Origin of the sequence: Sphingomonas sp. PAMC 26617 (genome assembly GCF_000242835.1) — a bacterium.
Lineage (GTDB): Bacteria > Pseudomonadota > Alphaproteobacteria > Sphingomonadales > Sphingomonadaceae > Sphingomonas.
Window position 1 is genome coordinate 1,159,142 of sequence record NZ_JH594425.1, and the last position, 24,318, is coordinate 1,183,459.

Annotated in this window: 24 protein-coding genes; 16 read left to right on the forward strand and 8 right to left on the reverse strand. The window is 67.7% G+C overall.

Going from position 1 to position 24,318, the window contains the following annotated elements; genetic code table 11:
• The first annotated feature begins 13 nt into the window (after window positions 1-13).
• From argB to RH91_RS05005, 5 genes are all read left to right on the forward strand, one after another.
• Window positions 14-913 (forward strand): acetylglutamate kinase, encoded by a 900-nt coding sequence (gene argB, locus RH91_RS04985; RefSeq protein WP_010161481.1) that lies wholly within the window; start codon window positions 14-16, stop codon window positions 911-913.
• A gap of 255 nt (window positions 914-1,168) precedes the next feature.
• Window positions 1,169-1,471 carry a YggT family protein gene (locus tag RH91_RS04990; RefSeq protein ID WP_010161482.1) on the forward strand — a complete coding sequence of 101 codons (303 nt, stop codon included), beginning with the start codon at window positions 1,169-1,171 and terminating at the stop codon, window positions 1,469-1,471.
• Between the two features lie 15 nt (window positions 1,472-1,486).
• A complete protein-coding gene (folD, locus tag RH91_RS04995) occupies window positions 1,487-2,362 on the forward strand; it encodes a bifunctional methylenetetrahydrofolate dehydrogenase/methenyltetrahydrofolate cyclohydrolase FolD (RefSeq protein WP_010161483.1) in 876 nt (291 codons plus the stop codon).
• 25 nt (window positions 2,363-2,387) lie between these two features.
• The gene (locus RH91_RS05000) at window positions 2,388-3,008 is read left to right on the forward strand and encodes a MarC family protein (RefSeq protein ID WP_010161484.1); all 621 of its coding nucleotides are present in this window, start codon (window positions 2,388-2,390) and stop codon (window positions 3,006-3,008) included.
• Window positions 3,009-3,085: 77 nt separating this feature from the next.
• Window positions 3,086-3,349: a hypothetical protein gene (locus tag RH91_RS05005; protein ID WP_029623613.1), complete on the forward strand. Its 264-nt coding sequence runs from the start codon at window positions 3,086-3,088 to the stop codon at window positions 3,347-3,349.
• A 125-nt stretch (window positions 3,350-3,474) separates the two neighbouring features.
• On the opposite strand, the gene RH91_RS05010 is transcribed toward RH91_RS05005, so the two are convergent.
• Window positions 3,475-5,289 carry a hypothetical protein gene (locus RH91_RS05010; protein WP_010161486.1) on the reverse strand — a complete coding sequence of 605 codons (1,815 nt, stop codon included), beginning with the start codon at window positions 5,287-5,289 and terminating at the stop codon, window positions 3,475-3,477.
• Window positions 5,290-5,396: 107 nt separating this feature from the next.
• Between RH91_RS05010 and RH91_RS05015 the strand changes: the two genes are divergently transcribed.
• Together RH91_RS05015 and RH91_RS05020 are read left to right on the forward strand one after the other, a co-directional pair.
• Window positions 5,397-5,780, forward strand: coding sequence for a GtrA family protein (locus tag RH91_RS05015; RefSeq protein ID WP_010161487.1), 384 nt, complete (start codon window positions 5,397-5,399; stop codon window positions 5,778-5,780).
• Window positions 5,780-6,523: a class I SAM-dependent methyltransferase gene (locus RH91_RS05020; RefSeq protein ID WP_010161488.1), complete on the forward strand. Its 744-nt coding sequence runs from the start codon at window positions 5,780-5,782 to the stop codon at window positions 6,521-6,523. Before RH91_RS05015 ends, RH91_RS05020 begins: the two co-directional genes overlap by 1 nt.
• On the opposite strand, the gene RH91_RS05025 is transcribed toward RH91_RS05020, so the two are convergent.
• The gene (locus tag RH91_RS05025; RefSeq protein WP_029623614.1) at window positions 6,442-7,497 is read right to left on the reverse strand and encodes a glycosyltransferase family 2 protein; all 1,056 of its coding nucleotides are present in this window, start codon (window positions 7,495-7,497) and stop codon (window positions 6,442-6,444) included. The genes RH91_RS05020 and RH91_RS05025 overlap by 82 nt on opposite strands.
• A 246-nt stretch (window positions 7,498-7,743) precedes the next feature.
• Window positions 7,744-9,564 (reverse strand): DUF885 domain-containing protein, encoded by a 1,821-nt coding sequence (locus tag RH91_RS05030; protein WP_010161491.1) that lies wholly within the window; start codon window positions 9,562-9,564, stop codon window positions 7,744-7,746.
• 194 nt (window positions 9,565-9,758) lie between these two features.
• On the opposite strand from RH91_RS05030, the gene RH91_RS05035 reads away from it, so the two are divergent.
• Window positions 9,759-11,042, forward strand: coding sequence for a DEAD/DEAH box helicase (locus tag RH91_RS05035; RefSeq protein ID WP_010161492.1), 1,284 nt, complete (start codon window positions 9,759-9,761; stop codon window positions 11,040-11,042).
• A 147-nt stretch (window positions 11,043-11,189) separates the two neighbouring features.
• Here the strand turns inward: RH91_RS05035 and RH91_RS05040 are convergent, their stop codons facing one another.
• From RH91_RS05040 to RH91_RS05050, 3 genes are all read right to left on the reverse strand, one after another.
• Window positions 11,190-12,191 carry an SDR family oxidoreductase gene (locus RH91_RS05040; RefSeq protein WP_029623615.1) on the reverse strand — a complete coding sequence of 334 codons (1,002 nt, stop codon included), beginning with the start codon at window positions 12,189-12,191 and terminating at the stop codon, window positions 11,190-11,192.
• Between the two features lie 389 nt (window positions 12,192-12,580).
• Window positions 12,581-14,671, reverse strand: coding sequence for a RelA/SpoT family protein (locus RH91_RS05045; protein WP_010161494.1), 2,091 nt, complete (start codon window positions 14,669-14,671; stop codon window positions 12,581-12,583).
• Between the two features lie 141 nt (window positions 14,672-14,812).
• Window positions 14,813-15,130 (reverse strand): CC_3452 family protein, encoded by a 318-nt coding sequence (locus RH91_RS05050; protein ID WP_010161495.1) that lies wholly within the window; start codon window positions 15,128-15,130, stop codon window positions 14,813-14,815.
• 129 nt (window positions 15,131-15,259) lie between these two features.
• Here RH91_RS05050 and RH91_RS05055 point away from each other — a divergent pair, with 129 nt between their 5' ends.
• Genes RH91_RS05055 through RH91_RS05080 form a run of 7 tightly spaced genes read left to right on the forward strand, consistent with a single transcriptional unit; the run spans window position 15,260 to window position 20,067 of the window.
• Entirely contained in the window at window positions 15,260-15,769 is a 510-nt protein-coding gene (locus RH91_RS05055) for a winged helix-turn-helix transcriptional regulator (RefSeq protein WP_010161496.1), read from the forward strand.
• Window positions 15,770-15,828: 59 nt separating this feature from the next.
• Entirely contained in the window at window positions 15,829-16,578 is a 750-nt protein-coding gene (gene ccmC / locus RH91_RS05060) for a heme ABC transporter permease CcmC (protein WP_029623616.1), read from the forward strand.
• On the forward strand, window positions 16,575-16,679 hold the full coding sequence (ccmD, locus tag RH91_RS22260; RefSeq protein ID WP_157136861.1) for a heme exporter protein CcmD: 105 nt from the start codon (window positions 16,575-16,577) through the stop codon (window positions 16,677-16,679). The genes ccmC and ccmD overlap by 4 nt, the downstream gene beginning before the upstream one ends.
• Window positions 16,676-17,110, forward strand: a complete 435-nt coding sequence (gene ccmE, locus RH91_RS05065; RefSeq protein WP_010161498.1) for a cytochrome c maturation protein CcmE — start codon at window positions 16,676-16,678, stop codon at window positions 17,108-17,110. The genes ccmD and ccmE overlap by 4 nt, the downstream gene beginning before the upstream one ends.
• Window positions 17,111-17,156: 46 nt before the next feature.
• Window positions 17,157-19,115, forward strand: a complete 1,959-nt coding sequence (locus RH91_RS05070) for a heme lyase CcmF/NrfE family subunit (protein ID WP_010161500.1) — start codon at window positions 17,157-17,159, stop codon at window positions 19,113-19,115.
• A complete protein-coding gene (locus tag RH91_RS05075) occupies window positions 19,112-19,639 on the forward strand; it encodes a redoxin family protein (RefSeq protein ID WP_010161501.1) in 528 nt (175 codons plus the stop codon). Before RH91_RS05070 ends, RH91_RS05075 begins: the two co-directional genes overlap by 4 nt.
• The gene (locus RH91_RS05080; RefSeq protein ID WP_010161502.1) at window positions 19,636-20,067 is read left to right on the forward strand and encodes a cytochrome c-type biogenesis protein; all 432 of its coding nucleotides are present in this window, start codon (window positions 19,636-19,638) and stop codon (window positions 20,065-20,067) included. Before RH91_RS05075 ends, RH91_RS05080 begins: the two co-directional genes overlap by 4 nt.
• A 26-nt stretch (window positions 20,068-20,093) precedes the next feature.
• On the opposite strand, the gene RH91_RS05085 is transcribed toward RH91_RS05080, so the two are convergent.
• On the reverse strand, window positions 20,094-21,545 hold the full coding sequence (locus tag RH91_RS05085) for a mannitol dehydrogenase family protein (RefSeq protein ID WP_010161503.1): 1,452 nt from the start codon (window positions 21,543-21,545) through the stop codon (window positions 20,094-20,096).
• Window positions 21,546-21,701: 156 nt separating this feature from the next.
• On the opposite strand from RH91_RS05085, the gene uxaC reads away from it, so the two are divergent.
• Window positions 21,702-23,126, forward strand: coding sequence for a glucuronate isomerase (uxaC, locus tag RH91_RS05090; protein ID WP_010161504.1), 1,425 nt, complete (start codon window positions 21,702-21,704; stop codon window positions 23,124-23,126).
• Between the two features lie 50 nt (window positions 23,127-23,176).
• Here uxaC and RH91_RS05095 read toward each other — a convergent pair whose 3' ends face one another.
• Window positions 23,177-24,265 (reverse strand): alkene reductase, encoded by a 1,089-nt coding sequence (locus tag RH91_RS05095; RefSeq protein ID WP_010161505.1) that lies wholly within the window; start codon window positions 24,263-24,265, stop codon window positions 23,177-23,179.
• Window positions 24,266-24,318: the final 53 nt, after the last annotated feature.

The window sequence follows — 24,318 nt, forward strand, 5'->3', positions numbered from 1 at the left end:
ATAAGGCGCGGGCATGACCGATCATTCCCCCGCCCCAGCCTTGCTCGCCAAGGCCGAAACGCTGGTCGAGGCGCTGCCCTACATGCAGCGGTACGCCGGCAAGACCTTCGTCGTGAAATATGGCGGGCACGCGATGGGCGACCCCGAAGCGGCGCGCGATTTCGCCGAGGACGTCGTGCTGATGAAGGCGGTCGGGATCAACCCGGTCGTCGTCCACGGCGGCGGGCCACAGATCGGCGCGATGCTCAAGCGTTTGGGGGTCGAATCGCGCTTCGTCGATGGCCTGCGCGTGACCGATGCGGAAACCGCGCGGATCGCCGAAATGGTGCTCGCAGGATCGATCAACAAGGAAATCGTCGGCTGGATCGGCCAGGCGGGCGGCCGCGCGGTCGGGATTTCGGGGAAGGATTCGAACTTCGTCACCGCGGTCAAGGTCGGGCGCGAGACGCCCGATACGCTGCAGGGGATCGAGCGGCACGTCGATCTCGGGTTCGTCGGCACGCCGGTGGGCGTGGACCGGCGGATCATCGATACGCTGTCCGAGGCCGGCATCATCCCGGTGGTCGCGCCGATCGCGATCGGCACCGACGGCCATACCTATAACATCAACGCCGACACGATGGCGGGCGCGATCGCCGCCGCCTTGGGGGCGGAACGGCTGTTCATGCTGACCGACGTGGTCGGCGTGCTCGACAAGGACAAGGAGCTTGTCACCGATCTCGATCCGGCGGGCGTCGCCCGGCTGCGCGCCGACGGGACGATCTCGGGCGGGATGATCCCCAAGCTCGAGACGTGCGTCCATGCGGTGGAAAGCGGCGTCGGCGCGGCGGTCATCCTCGACGGGCGCGTGCCGCATGCGATGCTGCTGGAGATCTTCACCGATCGCGGGGCGGGGACGCTGGTCCGGCGCTGAGCGATCCGGACTTTTTTGTCTGCCGTCACCCTGAACGCGTTTCAGGGTCCACCGTGCCGCAAGTCGCGTCCGCACCCGTTGCGCGGTAGATGCTGAAACGAGTTCAGCATGACGGCGGGGGCGGGGCGGGGGTGGGCGCGGGATCGGTCCGCGCACACCGCGAAACGATGTAGCACCGTCGCAAGACGCTAAGGGGGTGTTCGCATTTGCGAGATACCGCTAGGATCGCACAGCTCAACGCCCGGAGACGCCATTTTGCATACGATCATCCAGATATTGCAGGTCCTGATCAGCGCGATAACGACGATCGTGCTGATTCAGGTGGTCCTGTCGCTGCTCGTCTCGTTCAACATCATCAACACGCACAACGAACTGGTGCGGTCGATCTACAACGGGCTCGAGCGCGGGACCGAGCCGCTGTATCGCCCGTTCCGCCGGATCCTCCCCGATTTCGGGCAGATCGACCTCGCGCCGTTCGCGCTGCTGCTGACGCTCAAGATCATCAGCATCGTGCTCAACAATTACGACGCGCATCTGCTCGTCGGCGCGCCGCTCTGAGCCGGAGCTGACCGCATGACCGCTACGATCATCGACGGCAAGGCGTTCGCCGCCGGCCTGCGCACGCGCATCGCCGCGCAGGTCGCGACCTTTACCGAAAGCGCCGGTCGCGCGCCCGGCCTCGCGGTCGTGCTGGTGGGCGAGGATGCCGCCTCCGCGGTCTATGTCCGCAACAAGGGCAAGGCGACGCAGGGCGCGGGGATGATCAGCATCGAGCATCGCCTCGCGGCCGACGTCGCGCAGGACGAACTCCTCGCGTTGGTCGACACGCTCAACGCCGATTCCGCGATCGACGGGATCCTCGTCCAGCTCCCGCTTCCCGGCCATATCGACGAGCGCGCGGTGACGACGCGGATCGACCCCGACAAGGACGTCGACGGTTTCCACCCGGTCAATGCCGGACGGCTCGCGACCGGAATCGCAGGCTTCGTGCCGTGCACCCCGCTCGGCTGCGTGATGCTGCTCAAGGACACGCTCGGCGACCTGACCGGGCTCGACGCGGTGGTGATCGGCCGGTCGAACATCGTCGGCAAGCCGATGGCGCAATTGCTGATCGCCGAGAGCTGCACCGTCACCGTCGCGCATTCGCGCACGCGCGACCTGTCGACCGTGGTCAAGCGCGCGGACATCGTGATCGCGGCGGTCGGACGGCCCGAGATGGTCAAGGGCGACTGGCTCAAGCCGGGCGCGACCGTGATCGACGTCGGGATCAACCGGACCGAGGCGGGGCTCGTCGGCGACGTCGATTTCGCGGGCGCGATGAGCGTCGCGGGCGCGGTGACGCCCGTGCCGGGCGGAGTCGGCCCGATGACGATCGCGTGCCTGCTGCGCAACACGCTCGTGTCGGCGGCACGGCGCGAAGGCGTGGTGCTCGACGAGGCGGCCCTGTGATCGCCGCCCGGATGGCGGTCGGCGCATGATCGAACTCTTCATCTCCTCGCTCATCACCTTCTTCGTGGTGATCGATCCGCCCGGCTGCGCGCCGATCTATGCCGGGCTGACCGCGGGTGCCTCGCCCGCGCATTCGCGCGCGATGGCGGTCCGCGCGGTGATGGTCGCGGCGGGAATCCTGCTGGTGTTCGCGCTGTTCGGCGAGGCGTTGCTACGCGGGCTGGGGATCAGCCTTTCCTCGTTCCGGATCGCGGGCGGGATCATGCTGTTCCTGATCGCGCTGGAAATGGTGTTCGAGAAACGCACCGAGCGCCGCGAGGATCGCGCCGCCAAGGTCGCGAACGACCCCGAGGTCGAGGACGTGTCGATCTTCCCGATGGCGATGCCGATGATCGCGGGGCCGGGGTCGATCGCCTCGGTCATGCTGCTGATGGGCCGCAACGAGGGGCTTGAGCGTTCGGCCGTCGTGCTGGCGGCGCTGGTGACGATCCTGCTGCTGACGCTGGTCGCGTTGCTCGCGGCGGGGCCGATCATGCGCGTGCTCGGCGCGAAGATCGAGGCGGTGATCACGCGTCTGCTCGGCGTGCTGCTCGCGGCACTGGCGGTGCAGTTCGTGATCGACGGGGTGCGGGTGAGTCTGGCCTGAGGGCACGACGGCATCCCGATCACGTTGTCCTTGTCACCACCCCGGTATATACCGCGTTGGTACCTGGAGAGGACGCAATGCCAAAAGCTGCCGTTTTCACGATGGAGCTCGAGAGCGACCTGCGGGACGCGTTTATGGCCGCAGCAGAGGCGAGTCACCGTCCCGCGCCGCAGATTGTCCAGGAATTGATGCGCGAATTCGTGCGCCGCCAGCACGGCGCGTTTGTTCAGCAGAAGGTCGATACAGCGCGCGGTTCGCGTCGGGAAGACCGTGGCACTCCAGATGCGGCGATCGAGGCCGTGTTCGCGGCGCGCCGGGCGCGGGTTACCGACGAGGCGTGAACGTCCGTTGGACGCCGGAAGCGGAACAGGACCGCACGGCGATCTGGGAATATCTCGTGGCGCGCGCGATCCTGCCGCGGCGGTGCGGACCCCCGACCGCCCGCGGCGACGAACCCCGCGCTCTTTTACTCCGGCTTGATGCGCCACAACCGCAACGGTGACCCGCGCGGCAGGTCGATCGGCTCGAGCCAGTCGAACGTCTTGCGATGCGCAAGCTGCGCATAGAAACCGTTCGGCGAACGGACGCGGTAGATCGTCGATTCGGACAGGTTCGGGCACACCAGCAGCAACGTCGCGCCATGCCGCCTGGCGGTCGCGCGGAAATTCTCGGGCGTGCCCGAGAAGGCGTGCTGCACGTCGAGGATCGCATCGCCGTTGCGGTGATACGGTCCCGCGATCGCGCTATGATGCGTCAGCGTGATCAGCCGCGGCCCGAGATCGACGAAAGTGAACACGATCTGCGCCGGGATCCGGTCGAGCGGCGACAGCGCCGTCATCGTCGGGCAGCGCGCGCCTGCACGGTCGACCACCTGGACTCGCTTGGTCGGCCGGTCGGGCGGCGTGTAGCGCAGGTTGAGCCCGGTCCAGCGCAGGTCGAGCGGAGTCATCACCGGCCCGGTGAACGACCCCGAGGCAAGGATCACCACCCCCGCCGTCCCCAGCACGCGCACGACACTGCTGCGGCTCCGCAGCGTCATCGGCACGAGCAGCCAGATCAGCGCCGCCGACCCCGGCACCGACAGCATCTGCGCGGCTGGCCCCGCGCGGATCTGCCACAGCAGCATCAGCGCGGCGAAGGCGACGAACAACAGGACCGGGGCCCACAGCCCGCCCCGCGCGGTCCCGCGCGCACGCCACGTCGCGAGCATCGCGCCGAGCACGCCGATCATCGGCAGCACCGCGATGACGAACGCGGTGCGGAACGGGTGCTCGTAGATCGGCTTGGCTTCGCGGACGTTGTTGAGCCAGGTCTTCGCCAGCTCGGGCGAAACCTGTTCCGGCCGCCCGAGGCATTGCGGGAACACCAAAGCGAAGCCGACGACGACCACCCCGCCCGCCGCCAGCGCAAGCGCGAGGCGGACCCAGCGGTTGGCGGGGTTGGCCCAGGCCATCGCGAACAGCAGCGCGCCACCCACGACCATGACGCTCAGCCACACCGGCGTCAGCGCATCGCAGCGCAGCACGCTGTTGGCATAAGAGGCGAACAGCGCATAACCGATCGCGCAGCCGCCGCCGAGGCTGAGCGCATAGACGCTCAGCCGCTGCGCCTCCGTCCGATCCCAAACCCAGCGCAGCGCGAGGATCACCCCCGCCATCGCGGCATAGGGGAGCATCTCGAGTCCGATCGCAAGCGACACCGCGCTTGCCAGCCCGACGATCGCACCGCCGCGCGCCGCGCGCGGGTCGCACAGACCTGCGACGGTGAGGCTCAACATTGCGAGCTGCCAGCCGTGATGGTCGATCCGTTCGGGCATGAACATCGGCATCGTCGCTGGGCAGACGATCAGCAGCCCGATCGCGACCGGCCACGCGCGCGGGTCGATCAGCCGCCGCACCGTCGCACCGAGCCCGAGGATCACGATGCTCAGCGGCAGCAGCGGCGCGATCCCGCACGCGAGCATTTCCGCCTCGCGCACCCCGACGAACGGGCGCAGCAGCACGATCAGTCCGGCGAGCGGCAGATCGACGATCCGGCTCCAGTGCATGTCGAAGCCGAGCGGCGGGTTCATGCGATATTGCCGCAGGTCGTACCAGCCCTGCCCGCCGAGCCAGGCGCGCACCTGCATCAGGCGCATGTTGTCGTCGGTATCGCCGAGCTGGAGGAAATGGATCCCGGTCCAGCGGCTGATGACGTAGTACAGCGCGATCAGGCCCCAGGCGATCAGGCTCCAGCGAACCCAGTCGCGCTCCAGCGTGCGCGTCAGCGAACCGTCATTCATCCAAAACGCTTTCCTAGAACGAGAACGCCCTCTAGTGCGGCAGGCGTAAAGGGCAAGCGAACGTGACAGCACTCAACCGACAGTTTCAAAGCCTCCGCGACAGCGGAATGCTCGGGCAGATCATCCGCTTCGGCATTGCCGGGGGGCTGTCCACGATCGTCTACGCCGCGGTGTACCTGCCGCTGACGCATTATGTGTTCGAGCCGGCGCACGCGGTCTACGCGGTGCCGTTCGCCTTCGCGGTCGCGGTGCTGGTCGGCTTCCCGCTCCACAGCTACTGGAGCTTCAAGGGGCACGGCACGCGCGACAACAGCGGCAAGCAGCACGGCAAGTTCGTCGCGGTGCAGGCGTTCGGGCTGGTGCTCAACGCGCTGATCACCTGGATCGTCACCGGCTGGTTCCACCAGCCGACCTGGGTCCCGTTGCTGTTCGCGGTGTCGGTCGTGCCGCTTGCGACCTTCGCGCTCAACCGTATCTGGGTGTTCGGCTGATGGACCGGATCGTCTACGACCGGATGGCGGCGCATGATTCGACGCATTGGTGGTATCGGGCGCGGCGCGACATCCTCGCCGACTATCTGACGCGCGAGGGCGGTCTGCCCAAGGACGCGCGGATCCTCGAGATCGGTTGCGGCACCGGGCACAACCTGCCGATGCTTGCGGCGTTCGGCTCGGTCGAGGCGATCGAGATCGACCCCGCCGCGCGCGAGATCGCGTCCGAACGGCTGGGGCGCCCGATCAGCGCCGCACCGCTGCCGACACTCCCGGGGATCGAGCGCGGCGCGTATGACCTGATCGCGGTGCTCGACGTGGTCGAGCATATCGAGGACGACGTGGCCGCGCTCCGCGCGATGGCGGCGTGCCTCAAGCCCGGCGGCAAGATCCTCGTCACCGTGCCTGCGCACCGCTGGATGTGGAGCGCGCACGACGTGGTCAACCATCACCATCGCCGCTATTCCAAGGGCACGCTCGCCAAGGCGATCAGCGATGCCGGGCTGCGCTCGAACGGGTTGCGCTATTTCAATTCGCTGCTGTTCCCGCTCGCCGCCGCGGCACGCGTCGCGGGGCGGATGACCGGGCGCGACGACAGCGACGATTCACCCCCGCCGCCCGTGTTGAACCGGCTGTTCGAGACGATCTTCCGGTTCGAGCGTCACTTGGTCGGCAGGGTGCCGCTGTCGCCGGGGGTCTCGATCGTCACGTTGCTGTCGCCCGCGGGGTCCTCGGCGCGATAACCGAGCGTCGCACGGCCCTGGATCGGGCCGACGACGTCGCCGACGATGTACAAGGGGCGGCGCTTCGATTCGACGTAGAGCCGCCCGAGATATTCGCCGATCATTCCGAGCACGAACATCTGGAACGCGCCGAGCAGAACGACGACGAGCATCGTCGAGGTCCAGCCCGCGACCGCACTGCCGCTGAAGAAGCCGACCGCGATATAGAGGAACAGCAGCAGCGACGCGCCCGTCAGCGCGAGCCCGAGATGGCTCGCGAAGCGTAAAGGGGCGGTCGAGAAGCCGGTGACCGCGTCGAACGCGAGCCGGATCATCTTGCTCAAGGGGTAATTGGTCTCGCCCGCATGCCGCTCGGCACGGTCATACGGGAAGGGGACCTGCTTGAACCCGACCCACGCGACCATCCCGCGAATGAATCGCGCCTGCTCGGGCATCGACAGGAACGCATCGAGCGCGCGCCGGCTCATCAGCCGGAAATCGCCAGTATCGAGCGGGATCGCGGTATCGGTCACGCGGTCGAGCAGGCGATAAAAAGCGGCGGCGGTGGCCTTCTTGAACAGCGTCTCGCCCTCGCGCTTGCGGCGCACCGCATAGACGACGTCCGCGCCTTGCGACGCCATTGCCGCGCGCATGTCGGTCAGCAGTTCGGGCGGATCCTGCAGGTCGGCGTCGATGATCAGGATCTGCGCGCCACTGCACAGGTCGAGCCCCGCAGTGAGCGCGAGCTGATGCCCGTGGTTGCGCGACAGGTTGATCACCACCAGCCGCGGGTCGGCGGCGGCGAGGCGCTGCATCACCGGCCAGCTGTCGTCGCGCGAGCCGTCGTTGATGAGGAGGATCTCGTAATCGTCCCCCACCGCGCTCCGCGCCGCGCCCGAGACACGCGCGTGGAGCACGTCGAGACACGCCGCTTCGTTGTAGCAGGGGATAACGACGGACAGTGCGGGCGTGGTCGGGGAAACGGGACGGGTCATGCGCGCCGGTCTAGAAGTGTTTGGGGGCGAGTGGAAGCGGGCGGTTTGATGCTCCCCCGGACGCGCGCGATAGACTCCGCTTCCCTTCCTTCACGCTTCGCCCCCTACGCGCTTCGCCTCCTTCTCACTTCCCCGGCGAAGGCCGGGGCCCAGGAGCGCAACCGGAATGGTCACAGGCTGCGCACAGTTGCAAAAACCTTCGCTGCTGGGCCCCGGCCTCCGCCGGGGAAGCGGATTAGCTGAAGGTTACACGATCGGCGTCCCCGCAAGCTGCGCGCGCGCACGCTCCTCGCTCAGCCGCTCGAGGATCGTCAGCGGAACCGGGCCGTCGCGGAGCATTTCGTGGAACTGCTTCTGGTCGAACTTCGCGCCCAGGATCTTCTGCGCCGTGTCGCGCGCGCGCATCCAGCTGAGATGCCCGAGCTTGTAGCTGCACGCCTGCCCCGGCATCGCGCAATAGCGCTCGATCTCGCTTTGCGAGCGCCCGCGCGTAAAGCCGACGACCTCGACGAAATAGTCGGTCGCCTTGTCGCGGCTCCAGCCTTTCGAATGGATCCCGGTGTCGACCACCAGCCGCGCCGCGCGGAACAGGAACGACTGGATATAGCCCGCGCGCTCGATCGGCGTCGCATAGCCGCCGAGCGGTTCGGCGAGCTGTTCGGCATAATGCGCCCAGCCTTCGCCATACGCACTGAAGAAGCCGAGCTTGCGGAGCACCGGCATGTCGAGTGCCGCCACGAGGCTGAGCTGGAGGTGATGCCCCGGCACGCCCTCGTGATAGCTGAGCGACGGCAGCGTGTATTTCGGCCAGTTCTCGATATTCTTCAGGTTGATGAAGTAGATCGCCGGGCGCGAGCCATCGAGCGCGGCGCGCTTGTAATAGCCGTTGGGCGCGCCGTCCTGGATCTCGACCGGGACCGAACGGATGTCGAGCGGGGCGGACGGCGGGTTGAGGAACGCCTGCCCGAGCTTCGCCTGCATCGCGGCGACCCCGGTGTTGAGCCCCGCGATCAGCTCGGCGCGACCCGCGGCGCTGTCGGGATAGAGCTGCTCGGGCCGCTGGTTGAGCGCGGTCAGCCGCGCGCCGGTCGAGCCTTGCGTCAGTCCCTGCGTCTTCAGCAAGGCATCGAGCTGCGCGCTGAGGTCCGCGACCTGGTCGAGCCCGATCTTGTGGACTTCGTCGGGGGTGAAGCTGGTCGTCGTCGCCGCGGCAAGTGCGGCGGCGTAGATCTCGCTCCCGCGCGGGAGCGGGGCGATCCCGGCGGTGCTGCGCGCGTTTGCACGGAGCGTCTTGACCAGCGCGATCTGGCGATCGAGTGCGGGGTAGACCTTGTCGTTGAGGCTCGCCGCCGTGCGCTTGTCCCAGTCGCCGGACAGGCCGCGCGCCTTGGCACGGGTTGCGACCGAGGACACGATCGAGCTGTCGGCGGCGGCGGGCGCGCGCAGCTTGGCAAGCTGGCCGAGCGTCAGGTCGAGCAGGAAGTCGGGCGCGACGATCCCGCGTGCGGCCTCGCTCCGCTGCAGCGCGCTGTCCTGGTCGAGCGCGGTCGCGAACGCGTCGACGCGCGCGCAATAGGCGTCGGCGTCAGCGGCGGTGACGATCGTGTGGGTGCTGTTGAGGAAATCCGGGATCTCGAAATAGGCCCCCGATTGCTGCGACAGCACATAGGGCCGGTTGGGCGACCCAAGCCCGAACTTCTCGGGGCCGACGGTCCGCTGCGTCAGCGAATAGAGCACGACCTCGCGGTTGAGCTTGCCGCTGCGCGACAGGCCCGCGACGGGCACCGCCTGCACCGCGGCGATCGCCTTGCGGGTCCGCGCGAGCGCGTCGGTCCGCTCCGCCGCGGTGCGCGCGTCGAGCTGGCTTTTCAGCGCGCCGTTCGCGCCCTTGTCGAGCCCGAGGCTGCTCGCCTGCTCGGGCGATTCGCGGACATTTTGTTCGAAGATCGTCTGGAAGGTCGCGTTGAGCGCGGCATCGCCCGCCGGGGCGGCGGCGCCAGCGCCGCGAGGTGCCAGTGCAAGCGCGGCAGCCGCGCTGCTCGCGCTGAGAAAAGTACGACGTTCCAAGGGGCAGTCCTCTCGCGTGACGATGATGCGGGGATCGTATCAGGGCCGATCGGATCGGCAAGGGGCGGCGGGGCCATCGGTCGAAACCCACCGCTTTCGACATTGACGCAGTGCAGCATAAAACCTACCTGCCCGCGCTCTTACGCTAAGCCCGTTCCGGCGCAGCCTTGCTCAGCGCTGGAGGCGCCGCGACCATGACCATGACCTTCCCCGATCTCGCCTTGTCGCCGCTGATCCTCAAGGCGCTCGCCGAGGAAGGTTATGCCACCCCGACCCCGATCCAGGCGCAGTCGATCCCGCTGCTGCTCGAAGGGCGCGACATGCTCGGCATGGCGCAGACCGGCACCGGCAAGACCGCCGCCTTCGCGCTCCCGCTGCTCCACCGCCTCGCCGCGAACCCCCGCCCGGCCCCCAAGGGCGGCGCGCGCATCCTGGTCCTCGCGCCGACGCGCGAGCTCGTGTCGCAGATCGCTGCGGGCTTCGAGAGCTTCGGGCGCCACCTGTCGCTCAAGGTCACCACCATCTTCGGCGGCGTCAGCCAGTTCCATCAGGTCGCGGCGCTCGACGCGGGGGTCGACATCCTCGTCGCCGCCCCCGGGCGCTTGCTCGACCTGGTCGACCAGGGCCTGTGCGACCTGTCCGCGCTCGAGGCGCTGGTGCTCGACGAGGCGGACCAGATGCTCGACATGGGCTTCGCCAAGCCGATCGAACGCCTCGTCGCGACGCTGCCGAAGGACCGCCACACGCTGCTGTTCTCGGCAACGATGCCCAAGGCGATCGCCGCGCTCGCCGAAAGCCTGCTGACCGACCCCGCCAGCGTCGAGATCGCGCCGCCGTCGACCACGGTCGACCGGATCGCGCAGTCGGTGATGTTCCTCGACGCCGCGAACAAGAAGACCGCGCTGCTCGAATTGCTGCGGACCCCCGAGATCGGCCAGGCAGTCGTCTTCACGCTGCAGAAGAACATCGCCAACGAAGTCTGCGCGTTCATCACCGAGGCGGGGATCACCGCCGAGGCGCTTCACGGCAACAAGTCGCAGGGCCAGCGCGAGCGCGCGCTCGACGCGTTTCGCGCGGGCACGGTGCAGGTGCTGGTCGCGACCGACATCGCCGCGCGCGGGATCGACGTCGACACGGTGACGCATGTGTTCAACCACGATCTGCCGAGCCTGCCCGAAAGCTATGTCCACCGCATCGGCCGCACCGGCCGCGCCGGGCGCAGCGGCTTCGCGATCACGCTGTGCGATGCCGAGCAGCGCGCGTGGCTCCACGACGTGGAACGCGAGATCGGGCGGACGCTGACCGTCCACGACGATCACGCATGGCATTGCGAAGTCGCGCGCCACTCGACCAAGCGCGCGCCGGTGCTGGGCGGCGGCCCGGTCAAGCAGGTCAAGCCCGAGAAGGCACCGCGCGAGCGCAAGGTCTGGACCGAGGAAGAAAAGCTCGCCGCGCGGATGGCCGCCCGCGCCGCCTGACCCTTTATGTCTCCCAGCGAAAGCGAGACTTCCGCTGAACCACAGCTGTTCTCCCGCGAAGGCGGGAGTCCAGGGTCAGGCAAAATAACGGGTGTTGCGCGTAACGGCCGTGCTCCGGCCTCCGCCGCAGCCCGTGGGTAAAGGCGCTTACGGGCTCCCCTTGCCCCCATGCGCGCCGACCGATGTGCCGGTCGAGAAGCTCGTTTCGTCCGACGCGAGCATCACGTAGAGCGGCGCAAGCTCGGCCGGCTGCCCGGCGCGGCCCAGCGGGGTATCCTGTCCGAACTCGCCCATCTGCCCCGGCAACTGCCCGCCCGCGACCTGCAACGGCGTCCAGATCGGCCCCGGCGCGATCATGTTGACGCGAATCCCGCGCTTGGCGAGCTGCTTGGCGAGCCCCTTGGTGAAGATCAGGATCGCGCCCTTGGTCGAGGCGTAATCGAGCAGCTCGATCCCCGGATCGTAGGAATTGACCGAGCCGGTGTTGAGGATCACCGATCCCGCGGGCATATCCTTCGCCACCGCCTTGGCGATGCGGAAGTAGGCGAAGATGTTCGTCTCGAACGTACGGACCATCTGTTCGTCGCTGATCGCGAAGATGTCCTCCTTCGATTGCTGGTAAGCCGCGTTGTTGACGAGCAGGTCGATCCCGCCGAGCCCTTTCCGCGCCGCCGCGACGATCGCCTCGCACCCTTCCAGCGTCCGCAGGTCGCGCGGGATCGCGACCGCCTTGCGCCCGGCCTGACGGATCAGGTCGACCACTTCGCGCGCATCGGGTTCCTCATCAGGGTGATAGTTGATCGCGACGTCCGCGCCCTCGCGCGCAAAGGCGATCGCCACGGCACGGCCGATACCCGAATCTGCGCCGGTGATCAGCGCCTTGCGCCCGGTCAGCTTGCCCGACCCACGATAGCTGCGTTCGCCGCAATCGGGCTTGGGGTTCATCTTGGACTGGAGCCCGGGCCACGGCTGATGCTGCTCGGGGAAGGGGGTGTTGGTATATTTGGTCCGCGGGTCGCGCAGCGGGGAAGCACCCTGGCTGGCCGGGGTGCCTTGCGCACCGACGCCCTGCGCCGCCGCCAGCCCGCCGATCCCGATCGCCGCGGCGCCGAGCACGCCCCGTCGTAAAGTTCCGTTGTCCATCGCCATTGTCCCGTCGCCGTCGTCGACTTGGGAACGAGCCATACATCTTTTTGTTCAGCTGATGACACCTCCGCTGGAGGGTGACGGGTGAGTATGAGAAGGTCGCCGCTGCGGCTCCAAACTCCTCACGCGCCGTCATGCTGAACTTGTTTCAGCATCCACCGCGCAACGGGCATGGGCCGGGCTCGTGATGCGGTGGACCCTGAAACGAGTTCAGGGTGACGGCGGGAGTGGGAGAGCGGCCGCTGCCTAACGAACCCGCCGTCATGCTGAACTTGTTTCAGCATCCACCGCGCAACGGGCACGGGCCGGACTCGTGACGCGGTGGACCCTGAAACGAGTTCAGGGTGACGGCGGAAATAGAAAACCGCCAGCAACGAACCGACCGCGCAATCCTAGACCCGCGTGACCCCGCTCACCGCGTCCGCCGCGCGCAAAGCGCCGATCACGCGCATCAGATGGTGCACGTCATGCACCTCGACGTCGATCGTGTTGGTGTGGAAACCGGTATCGCGATTGTCGAGCCGAAGGTTGACGATATTCGCCTTCTGCGCGCCGATGATCGTCGCGATCGTCCCGAGCGCGCCGGGTTCGTTCTTGACCTCGACCGAGATCCGCCCGGTCGCGCCCTCGGACTTGTCGCCCCATGACAGGTCGACCCAGTCGGCATCGTCCGCGTCGCTCAGCAGGTCGCAGTCGATCGCATGGACCTCGATCCCGACATCGGGGCGGCGCAGGCCGACGATCCGGTCGCCCGGCACCGGGTGGCAGCATTCGGCGAGATCGAACGCGACCCCGGGGGTGAGCCCGAGGATCGAGATCGCGCTCGATTGCGGCGGCAGGTCGCGCAACGCGTCGGTCCCCGCCGAGCCCGGCATCAACGCCTCCATCACCGCCGCATCGGGAATCCGGCGGCGCGCGATCGCCTCGAGCAACGCGGCCTCGTCCGCCACCTTCAACCGTTGCAGCGCCATCGCCTGCGCCTCGCCCGACAAGGGCGCAGGGAGCCGCGAGACGAGTTCGTCGTACATCTTCCGCCCGAGCGCCTGAGTCTCGATCCGCTCCTTCTGCCGCAGATGCCGGCGGATCGCCGCGCGCGCCTTGCCGGTGATCGCGAAGTTGAGCCAGTTGGGCTGCGGCTCCTGCGCCTTGGACCGCAGGATCTGGACCTGGTCGCCATTCTCGATCGGGGTGCGCAGCGGCACGACTCGCCCGTTGATCTTCGCGCCGACCGACTGATCGCCGAGATCGGTATGGACCGCGTACGCGAAGTCGATCGGGGTCGCGCCCTTGGGCAGCTGGTGCAGCTCGCCCTTGGGGGTGAAGGCGAAGATCCGGTCCTGGTACATCGCCATGCGGGTATGCTCGAGCAGCTCCTCGGGGCTCTCGGCATTGTCGAGGATCTCGACGAGGTCGGTGATCCAGCTGTGCTGCGTGTCGGGGCGGACCTTGTCCTGCTTGTACGCCCAGTGCGCGGCGAGCCCGAGCTCGGCTTCCTCGTGCATCGCGCGGGTGCGGATCTGGATCTCGACGCGGGTATTGTCGGCGTGGATGATCGTGGTGTGGAGCGAGCGATAGCCGTTGCGCTTCGGGGTCGAGATATAGTCCTTGAACCGCCCCGGCACCATCGGCCAGCGCCGGTGGATGACGCCCAAGGCCTCGTAACACGCCTCCTCGCTCGGCACGATCGCGCGGAACGCCATGATGTCGCTCAACTGCTCGAAGCTGATGTGCCGCTCGGCCATCTTCTTCCAGATCGAATAGGGGTGTTTCTCGCGCCCCGAGATATCCGCCTCGAGCCCGTGGCGCGACAGCAGCAGCTTCAACCCCGAGCCGATCTTGGCGATCCGGTCGCCGCCGCCCTCCTTGAGCTGCGCGAGGCGCCGGACGATCGATTCATACGCCTCGGGTTCGAGCTGCGCGAAGGCGAGCGTCTGCATCTCCTTCATGAACTCGTACATGCCGATCCGCTCGGCGAGCGGCGCGTAGATATCCATCGTTTCCCGCGCGATGCGTTTGCGCTTGTCGGGGTTCTTGATAAAATGCAGCGTCCGCATGTTGTGCAGCCGGTCGGCGAGCTTGACCAGCAGCACGCGAATGTCGTCCGACATCGCGAGCAGGAACTTGCGGAGGTTCTCCGCGGCGCGCTCGTTCTCGGTCTGCGCCTCGATCTTCGACAGCTTGGTGACGCCGTCGACCAGCCGCGCGACATTCGCCCCGAACAGTCGGGTGATCTCCTCGGGCGTCGCGACCGTATCCTCGATCGTGTCGTGGAGAATCGCGGTGGCGATCGTCTCGTCGTCGAGGTGGAGGTCGGTCAGGATCCCGGCGACTTCGATCGGATGGCTGAAATAAGGGTCGCCATTCGCCCGCTTCTGGCTGCCATGTGCCTGCATCGAAAAGACATAGGCACGATTGAGCAGGGCTTCGTTTGCCGTGGGATCGTAGTCCAGGACGCGATCGACAAGTTCATACTGACGCAACATCTGGATCAAGATGGCGTCGTGAGGGTTTGATTTGCAACCTGTTTGCGCAACAAACCGAAAAAACCCCGCCGGCGCGCGGGGCGCCGGCGGGGGGAAAGGTCCTCGGGGAGAGGATACCGGAGGGCGGATCGTGTCAGCGGATCACTTCGCGCGCGCGTTGCACTTGGCCAGCGCGTCGTCGTCGAACGGCTTGCCGCCCGCGGTGAAGGCGGTGAGCTTGCCCGCACGCTGCGCGACCAGTTCGCACATGATGAACTCGCGCTGCCCGCTCTTGCTCGCGGTGAATACGGTGTCGCGCCACTTCCACACGGTGCCGCTGGTGATCAGCGTCTGTTGTGCAGGTGCAGCAGCGGGGGTGGCGACATAATAGGGGCCGGTGTCGGCGGCCTGGGCCGCGACTGGCGTCAAGACGAGGGCGGACGCCAGAAAAGGCGCAGCCGCGAGTGGAAACGAGATCATCGGAACGACTCCAGCAATGAGTTTGCAATGCAACAATTAGCGAAGTAAGTTGCGACTTGCAACTGAAAATACGGTGGCGCTGCGCACATGGTTTCCCTGCGCCGTCAAAATGCGATACGATGAGGAATCATGGACGAAAAACTGCGCGAACCGCTGCGCGAACAACTGGTCAATTGCAGCCTGCCCGCCGCGCTGGAGGCGATGGGCGAGCGCTGGAGCTTCATGATTTTGCGCGCCGCCTTCAACGGGCTGCATCATTTCGAGGAATTCCAGTCCGAACTCGGAATCGCGCGCAACATCCTCGCGAACCGGCTGGGACGGCTGGTCGAACACGGCATCCTGACGCGCGACGCGATCGCCAAGGACCGGCGCAAGATTCATTACCAATTGACCGACAAGGGCGCGGCGCTGCTGCCGACCATGCTCGCGCTGCGGCAATGGGGGGAGCGGTGGGAGACGGGGTTCCGCGCCTCACCGGTGCTGGTCGACGCGCGCGACCGGCGCCCGATCGGGCCGATCGAGGTGCGCTCGTGGGACGGGCGGACGCTCACCAAGCACGATCTGCTCTGGGCCTTGCCCGAGGACGTCAACGCGGCTGAACCCGAGGGCGGCGAGGCGACCGCCCGTGCGGCGGAATAGCGTGGCGGGTGGCGCGATCCGCTGTGGATTCGCGCGCCGATCCTGCGTATCCTCGCCCCGTGCCTAGCCTTCACGCCCTTGCGAACCCCGCGCGCTTCCTTGCGATCGCGCGGCCGTTGACGCCGGTGCTGTTCTGGGCGGGCGTCGCACTGATCCTGTTCGGCGGCTGGGCCGGGCTGACCCAGACCCCGCCCGATTATCTCCAGAAGGACAGCGTCCGCATCCTCTACATCCATGTCCCGACCGCGTGGCTCGGCATGGGGGGGTGGAGCGGTATCGCCTTGTCTTCATTGGTTTTTCTTGTGTGGCGCCATCCACTCGCGATGATCGCGGCGCGCGCGATCGCGCTGCCAGGTGCGACCTTCGCTGCCTTGTGCCTCGCGACCGGATCGATCTGGGGCCGCCCGACCTGGGGGACGTGGTGGCAATGGGACGGGCGGCTGACCTCGATGCTGCTGCTGTTCTTCGTCTATCTGGGCTTCATCGCGCTGGTCCGCGCCGAGGACGAACGCGCGGGGTTCGGCGGCGGCGGGCGGATCGCGGCGCTGTACGGCGTGGCCGGATCGGTGCTGCTGCCGATCATCCGCTATTCGGTCGTGTGGTGGAACACGCTCCACCAGGGGCAGAGCATCGGGCTGACCAAGTCGACGATCGATCCCGCGATCCTGTGGCCCTTGTGGTTCACGCTCGGCGGCTTCACGCTGTTCTTCGCCGGGATCGTGCTGATGCGGATGCGCACGATCCTCGCGCGCACCAAGGCCGAGGCACGGTTGCGCCGCCGCGCGCATCATGTCGAGGTGACCGCATGAACCACTGGCCGTTCATCATCGCCGCCTACGGCCTGACCGCTGCCGGATCGGTCGCGCTGGCGGCGTGGAGCTATCTCGCGATGCGGAGGGCGGAGAAATGAAGGCCAAGCACCAGCGCCTGACGCTCGCCGCGCTCGCGGTGGCGGCGGTCGGCGGGTCGAGCGCACTGGCCTTGTCCGCATTGAAGGACCAGGCGGCGTTCTTCTACGCGCCGGGCGACGTGAAGAAGGACGGCTTGCCGCTCGGCCGCGCGGTGCGGCTCGGCGGGATGGTCGCGGGCGGATCGATCCACAAGCTGGCGGACGGCGTGACGATGCGCTTCGTCGTGACCGACGGCCTCGCGCGCGTGCCCGTCGCGTTCCGCGGGATCGCGCCCGACCTGTTCAAGGAGAATTCGGGCGTCGTGGCGGAGGGGCAGTTCAACCCCGACGGCAGCTTCACCGCGAGCAACCTGCTGGCGAAGCACGACGAGAAATACATGCCCCCCGAAATGGCGGGCAAGATGCACGAGACGAAGACGCTGGTGCAATGAGCCTTTCCTTGACGGTTGCTTTCTTCGGCTGGCGGGAGAGCGCGGCATGATCGCCGAGGCAGGACTCGCCGCCTTGTGGTTCGCGGCGGCGCTCGCCGCGTTGCAACTGATGCTCGCGGCGCTCGGCGTCTGGCGGTCGGCAAAGCCCGCGCTCGCCGAGCTTGCGACCACCGAGGACGTGCTGCGCGCGGTCCGCCCGGTTGCGGTGGTGCAGGGGGTGCTCGCGCTGCTTGCGATGCTGCTGCTCGTCAGCCTGTTCGTGCGCAGCGACATGTCGGTCCTGCTGGTCGCCGAGAACAGCCACTCCGCCAAGCCGCTGCTGTACAAGATCGCGGGCGCATGGGGCAATCACGAGGGCTCGATGCTGCTGTGGGTCACGATCCTCGGCATTGCGGGCGCGGCGGTCGCGCTGCTCGAGCGCAGCCTCGCGCGACCCACGCTGATCGCGACGCTCGGCGCGCAGGCGGCGATCGCGCTGGGGTTCTACGCTTTCTTGCTGTTCTCTTCCAATCCGTTCGCTCGGGTCGATCCGGCACCGGCTGACGGCAACGGGCTCAACCCGCTGTTGCAGGACCCCGGCTTGGCGTTCCATCCGCCGACCTTGTACATCGGCTATGTCGGCATCTCGATCGCCTTCTCCTTCGCGGTCGGCGCGATGATCACGCGCGACGTCGGCCCTGCCTTTGCGCGCGCGATGCGGCCGTGGGTGCTGGGCGCGTGGATCTTCCTGACGCTCGGGATCACGGCCGGATCCTATTGGGCGTATTACGAGCTCGGCTGGGGCGGCTGGTGGTTCTGGGATCCGGTCGAGAATGCCTCGCTGATGCCGTGGCTCGCCGCCACCGCGCTGCTCCATTCGGTGACGGTGCTGGCGACCCGCGACGGCCTGCGCGCGTGGACGCTGATGCTTGCGGTGGTGGCGTTCTCGATGTCGATGATCGGGACGTTCCTGGTGCGGTCCGGGATCCTGACGAGTGTCCACGCCTTTGCGGTCGATCCCACACGCGGGAGCTTCATCCTCGCGTTGCTCGCGATCTATATCGGCGGCGCGTTGCTGTTGTTCGCGCTCCGCGTGGGCACGGTGCGCGCCGGCACGACATTCGATTTCGTCAGCCGCGAAGGCGCTTTGGTCGCCAACAACCTGCTGCTGACCGTCATTCTCGGGATCGTGCTGATCGGGACGCTGTACCCGATCGTCGCGGCCGGGTTCGGGACGCAATTGTCGGTCGGGCCACCGTTCTTCGACAAGGCGGCGGGGCCGGTCGCACTGGTGCTGATCGCGGTGATGGCGGTCGGCCCGCTGTTGCGCTGGCGCCGCGACACCGCACAGGCGGCGATCGCGCGCGTGACGATCCCGATCGCGGTTACGGGCATCGTGCTGATCCTCGTTGCCGCCACGACCGGCGGGATCGCGTTGCTGCCGTTGCTCGGGCTCGCGCTGGCGGCAGGGCTGGCGGCGGCAAGCGTAGCGCCCCTGTGGAAACGCAGCCTGCGCCGGACGCCGCTGTTCACCTACGGCATGGTCGTCGCGCATCTGGGGATCGCGGTAAGCCTTGCCGGGATGGCGTGCGACACCGCCTTCACGCAAGCCACGCTGGTCGCGGCGCGCGTCGGCGAGCCGCAGCGGGTCGGGCCGTATCTCGTCACGCTCGACGGGGTGAAGCCGGTGGTCGGCCCGAACTGGTCCGCAATCGAGGCACGGCTGAGCGCGCGACGGAGCGCGGACGGCGGCGTGTTCTATCTTCGGCCGCAATCGCGGTTCTTCTCCAATCCCGTCACCGTGACGAGCGAATCCGCGATCGCGACTCGCTGGGACGGGCAACTCTACACCGTGCTCGGCGAACCTGATGCGCAGGGGCGGTGGCAATTGCGGCTGTGGTGGAAGCCGTTCGTCACGTTGATCTGGCTCGGCGGCGCGCTGGTCGCGGTCGGGGGCGCGCTGTCGCTGCTCGGGCGGCTCGCGCGCGGACGGCGGGATCGCGCGCGGGTGGACGCCTACGCATGAGCCGGCGGCTGATCTGGATCCCGTTCGGCATCGCGCTGGCGTTGCTCGGGCTGGTGGCGTGGGGGCTGTACAAGCCCGCCGATCGCACGGTGCGCTCGGCGCTGGTCGGACAGACGCTGCCCGCATTCGACCTCCCGCCGATCGTCCCGACCAAGCCGGGGCTCGCCAACGCGCACTTCGCGACCGGCAAGCCGCGGCTGCTCAACATCTTCGCAAGCTGGTGCATCCCCTGCGTGGCGGAAGCGCCGCAATTGTTGCGGCTGCAGCAGGCGGGCGTCGTGATCGACGCGGTCGCGATCCGCGATACACGGACGGACATCGCCGAATTCCTTGCGCGCAACGGCGATCCCTATGCGGCGATCGGCGATGACAAGACGAGTTCGCTGCAGCTCGCGCTGGGCTCGTCGGGCGTGCCCGAGACGTTCGTGATCGACGGGCGCGGGCGGATCGTACAGCAGCACGTCGGCGATATCCGCGAGGAGGAGGTGCCGGGGCTGATCGCGCTGGTGCGGGGGTTGCGATGATCGGCCTCGGCTTCCTTCTTCGCCGGGGAAGTGCTGCGTTGGTGCTGGTTCTCTGCACATCTCCCGCCTTTGCCGACAGCAGCTTGCCGCCAGCGCCGCTGGCCAACGTCCAGCTCAAGGACCCGGCCAAGGAAGCGCAGGCACAGGCGTTGATGGCGACGCTGCGGTGCGTGGTGTGCCAGGGCCAGTCGATCGCCGACAGCAATGCCGAGATGGCGGGCGACATGCGCTCGTTGGTGCGAACCCGGATCGAAGGGGGCCAGAGCCCCACGCAGATCCGCGACTGGCTGATCGCGCGCTACGGCGACTATATCAGCTACGATCCCCCGTTGAGCGCGCTGACCGCCCCCTTGTGGATCGCCCCGCTGGTGTTGCTGGCGCTGGGCGCATGGCTTGCGCGGGCGAGCTTCAAGCGGCGGGGGCGGTAACAGATTCGCGCGAATGCCCGGCCACGTTAGCCGAGCAACGTCTCCCAATTCCCGGCAAACGCCGCTTCTCCTGCGCCAGCGATCGCCGTCAGCGCCGCGGTATCTTCCGCCAGCGACGGGGCGAACCCCAGCCCGCCAGCAACCAGCCGCCTCAGCACAGCCCCGGCATCACCCTCGGCAGCCGCCGCGGCCAGCGCCGCACCCGCCGGATCGACGATCACGACACCCGCGCGCGCACGCTGCATCAGGAATGCAACCCAGCACCCCAGTGCCGCAACGACATGGGCGGGCATTTCCCCCTTTGCCCGGTACGCCGCGAGCGTGTCGCCAAGCCGATAGGGCAGCTTCTGGCTGCCGTCGGCGGCAATCTGTTCGAGCCGGTGGACGATCGCGGGATTGCGGAACCGTGCCAGCACGGCAGCACGGTACGCGTCGTGATCGAACCCCGCGACCTGCGGCAGGGTCGGCACGATCTCGTCGCGGATCATCGCCTCGACGAACCCCGCCAGCGCAGCATCCTGCATCGCCTCCGCGACGCTGGTCGCGCCGCGGAGCAGCCCGGCATAGGCCAGCGTCGAATGCGACCCGTTGAGGATCCGCAACTTGGCCTGTTCATAGCCGGCGACATTATCGGTCAGCGTCGCCCCCGCACGACCCAGCGCCGCGCATACGGGGTCACCCAGATCCTCGATCACCCATTGCGCGAACCCTTCGCGCTGCACCGCCGCGCGGTCGACCACGCCAAGCGTTTCCAGCACATCGGCGTACAGGGCATCGTCGGCGGCGGGCGTGATCGAATCGACCATCGTCCCCGGCACACGGACTTCGCCCGCGATCCATTCGGCGAGATACGGATCGAGCGCCCCGGCAAAGGCAATCAGCGCGGCATGGAGCTTGGCGCCATTGTCCGCGAGATTGTCGCACGGCATCACCACGAACGGCGCCGTCCCGGCGGCATGCCGCGCGGCGAGCCCGGCGACGATCCAGCCGATCACGCTGCGCGGGGTCTCCGTGCCGGTCAGGTCGTGCGCGATGTCTGGGTGCGCGACATCCAGCGTGCCGTCGGCAGCAAGGCAATAGCCCTTTTCGGTGACGGTCGTCGTTACCAGGCGGACCGCCGGGTCGGCGAGCAAGGCGTGCGTCTGCGGGGAATCGTCCGGGCCGAGGAACCGGCTGTGCGCGCCGATCACGCGGTGGTGCGGTTCGGCATCGCGGATCGCGAGCGTGTAAAGGCCCTGTTGCGCGGCAAGTTCGGTGACGGTGCCAGCGCTCCGCAGCGAAACCGCGGCGATCCCCCAGCTCGGGTCCTCCGCGAGCAACGTGTCGACATACGCGGCCTGATGCGCACGGTGGAATGCGCCCGGGCCGAAGTGGACGATCCCGACCGGCGGGGGGGTGCGCCAGCCGGGACGCTCGACCGAAGCGGGGAGCGCATCGAGCGCGGCATAATCCAGTCGCGGGCCGTCCTGCATCATCATCTCACTTCCGCGCCGTCACAACAGTAGAGCCGAGGCGTTACCCGCAGCGGGGCGGGGGACGCCAGCGTCTTTCGCGTGGCCTCGGCATCGCAACTTGTCGTTGCGCGCAGCACCGCTTACCAGACCGCGCAACAACCCGGTTCGGGAGAGACGAGAATGCCGCGACGCCTGGACCTGAACCCCGACCGGCTGTTCCCCGCCGATCCGACGACCCGCGGCATCGCGCGCACGCTATACGCCGAAATCGCCGACCTGCCGATCGTCAGCCCGCACGGCCACACCGATGCGCGCTGGTTCGCCGATGACGAACCGTGGACCGATGCGACCGCGCTGTTGCTGGCACCCGATCACTACATCTTCCGCATGTTGTACAGCCAGGGGATCGCGCTGGACACGCTTGGTATCCCGAGCCGTGCCGGCCTGCCCGCAACCGATCCGCGCGCCGCGTGGCGGACGTTTGCGGAGCAGTACACGCTGTTCCGCGGCACACCGACGCGGATGTGGCTGGACCATGTCTTTGCCGAGGTGTTCGGCTTCGATATCGCGCTGGAAGCCGCGACTGCCGACCTGTATTTCGACACGATCGCCGAGCAGCTCGCGACGCCCGCATTTCGCCCGCGCGCGCTGTTCGATCGGTTCGACATCGCGTTCCTCGCGACCACGGAAGGCGCGCAGGACGATCTCGGTGCGCATCACCGGATTCAGCAGTCGGGCTGGAACGGTCGCGTCGTCACCACCTACCGCCCGGACGGGGTGATCGATGTCGAGCACGAGCAGTTCGGCGCCGCGATGTCGCGCTTTGCCGAGCTGACCGGCGAGGACGTCCACAGCTGGCGGGGGTATCTCGCGGCGCACCGCAAACGTCGCGCCGATTTCCGCGCGGCGGGCGCAACCGCGACCGATCACGGGCACCCGACCGTCGCGACTGCCAACCTTTCGGCGGTCGAGGCAGAGGCACTGTTCGGCAAGATCGTCGGCGGCAGCTGGACGCCCGCCGATGCCGAGCTGTTCCGCGCGCAGATGCTGACCGAAATGGCGGGGATGTCGGTCGAGGACGGGATGGTGATGCAGATCCATCCGGGGTCGTTCCGCAATCACAATGCCGGGCTGTTCGCGACCCATGGGCGCGACAAGGGCGCGGACATTCCGATGCGGACCGAATATGTCCACGCGCTCAAGCCGTTGCTCGACCGGTTCGGGACGAGCACCGACTTGTCGATCATCCTCTTCACGCTCGACGAGAGCGTCTATGCGCGCGAGCTGGCGCCGCTGGCGGGGCATTATCCCTGCCTGAAGCTGGGGCCGGCGTGGTGGTTCCATGACAGTCCCGAAGGGATGCGCCGCTTCCGCGAAATGACGACCGAAACCGCCGGCTTCTACAATACCGTCGGATTCAACGACGATACGCGCGCGTTCCTGTCGATTCCGGCGCGGCATGACGTCGCCCGGCGCGTGGATTGCGGTTTTCTCGCGCGCCTCGTGGCGGAACACCGTATCGCCGACTGGGAAGCCGTCGACCTCGCGCACGAACTGACCAGCGGGCTGGTGCGGCGGGCGTATCGGATCGACGGGGAGCGGTAAACGGAGACGACCGCCGCACCATCACTGGCGCGGCGGTCGGCCCATGACGCTTAGGCGTCCGCCTTCTGGAGCGCGGGGTAGTCGATGTACCCTTCCGGCCCCTGGCTATACCAGGTCTTGGCATCGTCCTTCGCCAGCGGCGCACCGGTGCGCAGGCGCTCCGGCAGATCAGGATTGCTGATGAAGGTGCGCCCGAACGCGATTGCGTCCGCAATGCCCGAATCGATCGCGGCCTGTGCCTCCTCGACCGTCGTGTAATCCGAGTTCAACACCAGCGGGTTCTTGAACACCTTGCGGATCTCGGGCGACTGCTTGGGCACCTCGGTCTTGCCGAACGTCCCGTTCGGGCCGGGCTCGCGCAGTTCGAGGAAGGCGATGCCGATGTCGTCGAGGACCTTGGCGGCGGCGGTGAACAGACCGGTCGGGTTGCTGTCGTCGACCCCCTGCGAGTCGCCATTGGGCGACAGGCGCACCGCCGTACGATCCGCCCCCGCGACGCTCGCCACGCGCTCGGTCACTTCCCGGAGCAGGCGGATGCGATTCTCGATCGGGCCGCCGTACGCGTCCTCGCGGAAGTTCGCGTTGTCGCGCAGGAACTGGTCGATCAGATAGCCATTGGCGGCATGGATCTGCACCCCGTCGAACCCGGCGGCGAGCGCATTGCGCGTCGCCAGCTCATAATCGTCGATCAGGCGGGGGATTTCCGACAGCTCGAGCGGGCGCGCGGTCTCGAAGTCCTGCTTGCCCTCGTAGGTATGCGCCTGGCCCGCGGTCGCGGTCGCCGAGGACGAGACCGGCTGCATGCCGATCACCGAGGAATGGACCTGGCGGCCCATGTGCCACATCTGCACTATGATCCGGCCACCCGCGGCATGGACGCGCTCGGTGATCGGCTTCCACGCCTCGACCTGTTCGTCGTTCCACAAGCCCGGCGCGAACGGCCAGCCCAGACCCTCACGGCTGATCCCGGTCGCCTCGGTGATGATCAGGCCCGCACTCGCGCGCTGCTCGTAATATTCCTGCATGATCTCGGTCGGGACGAAGGTCTTGGTCGACCGGCCACGCGTCAGCGGTGCCATCAGGATACGGTTGGGGGCGTGGATCGCACCGAGCTGGATGGGATCGAACAGGCTGGGCATATGCGCGAAGTCCTTTTGCTGTGACGCAGCACAGATAGGAGGCTACACGGCGA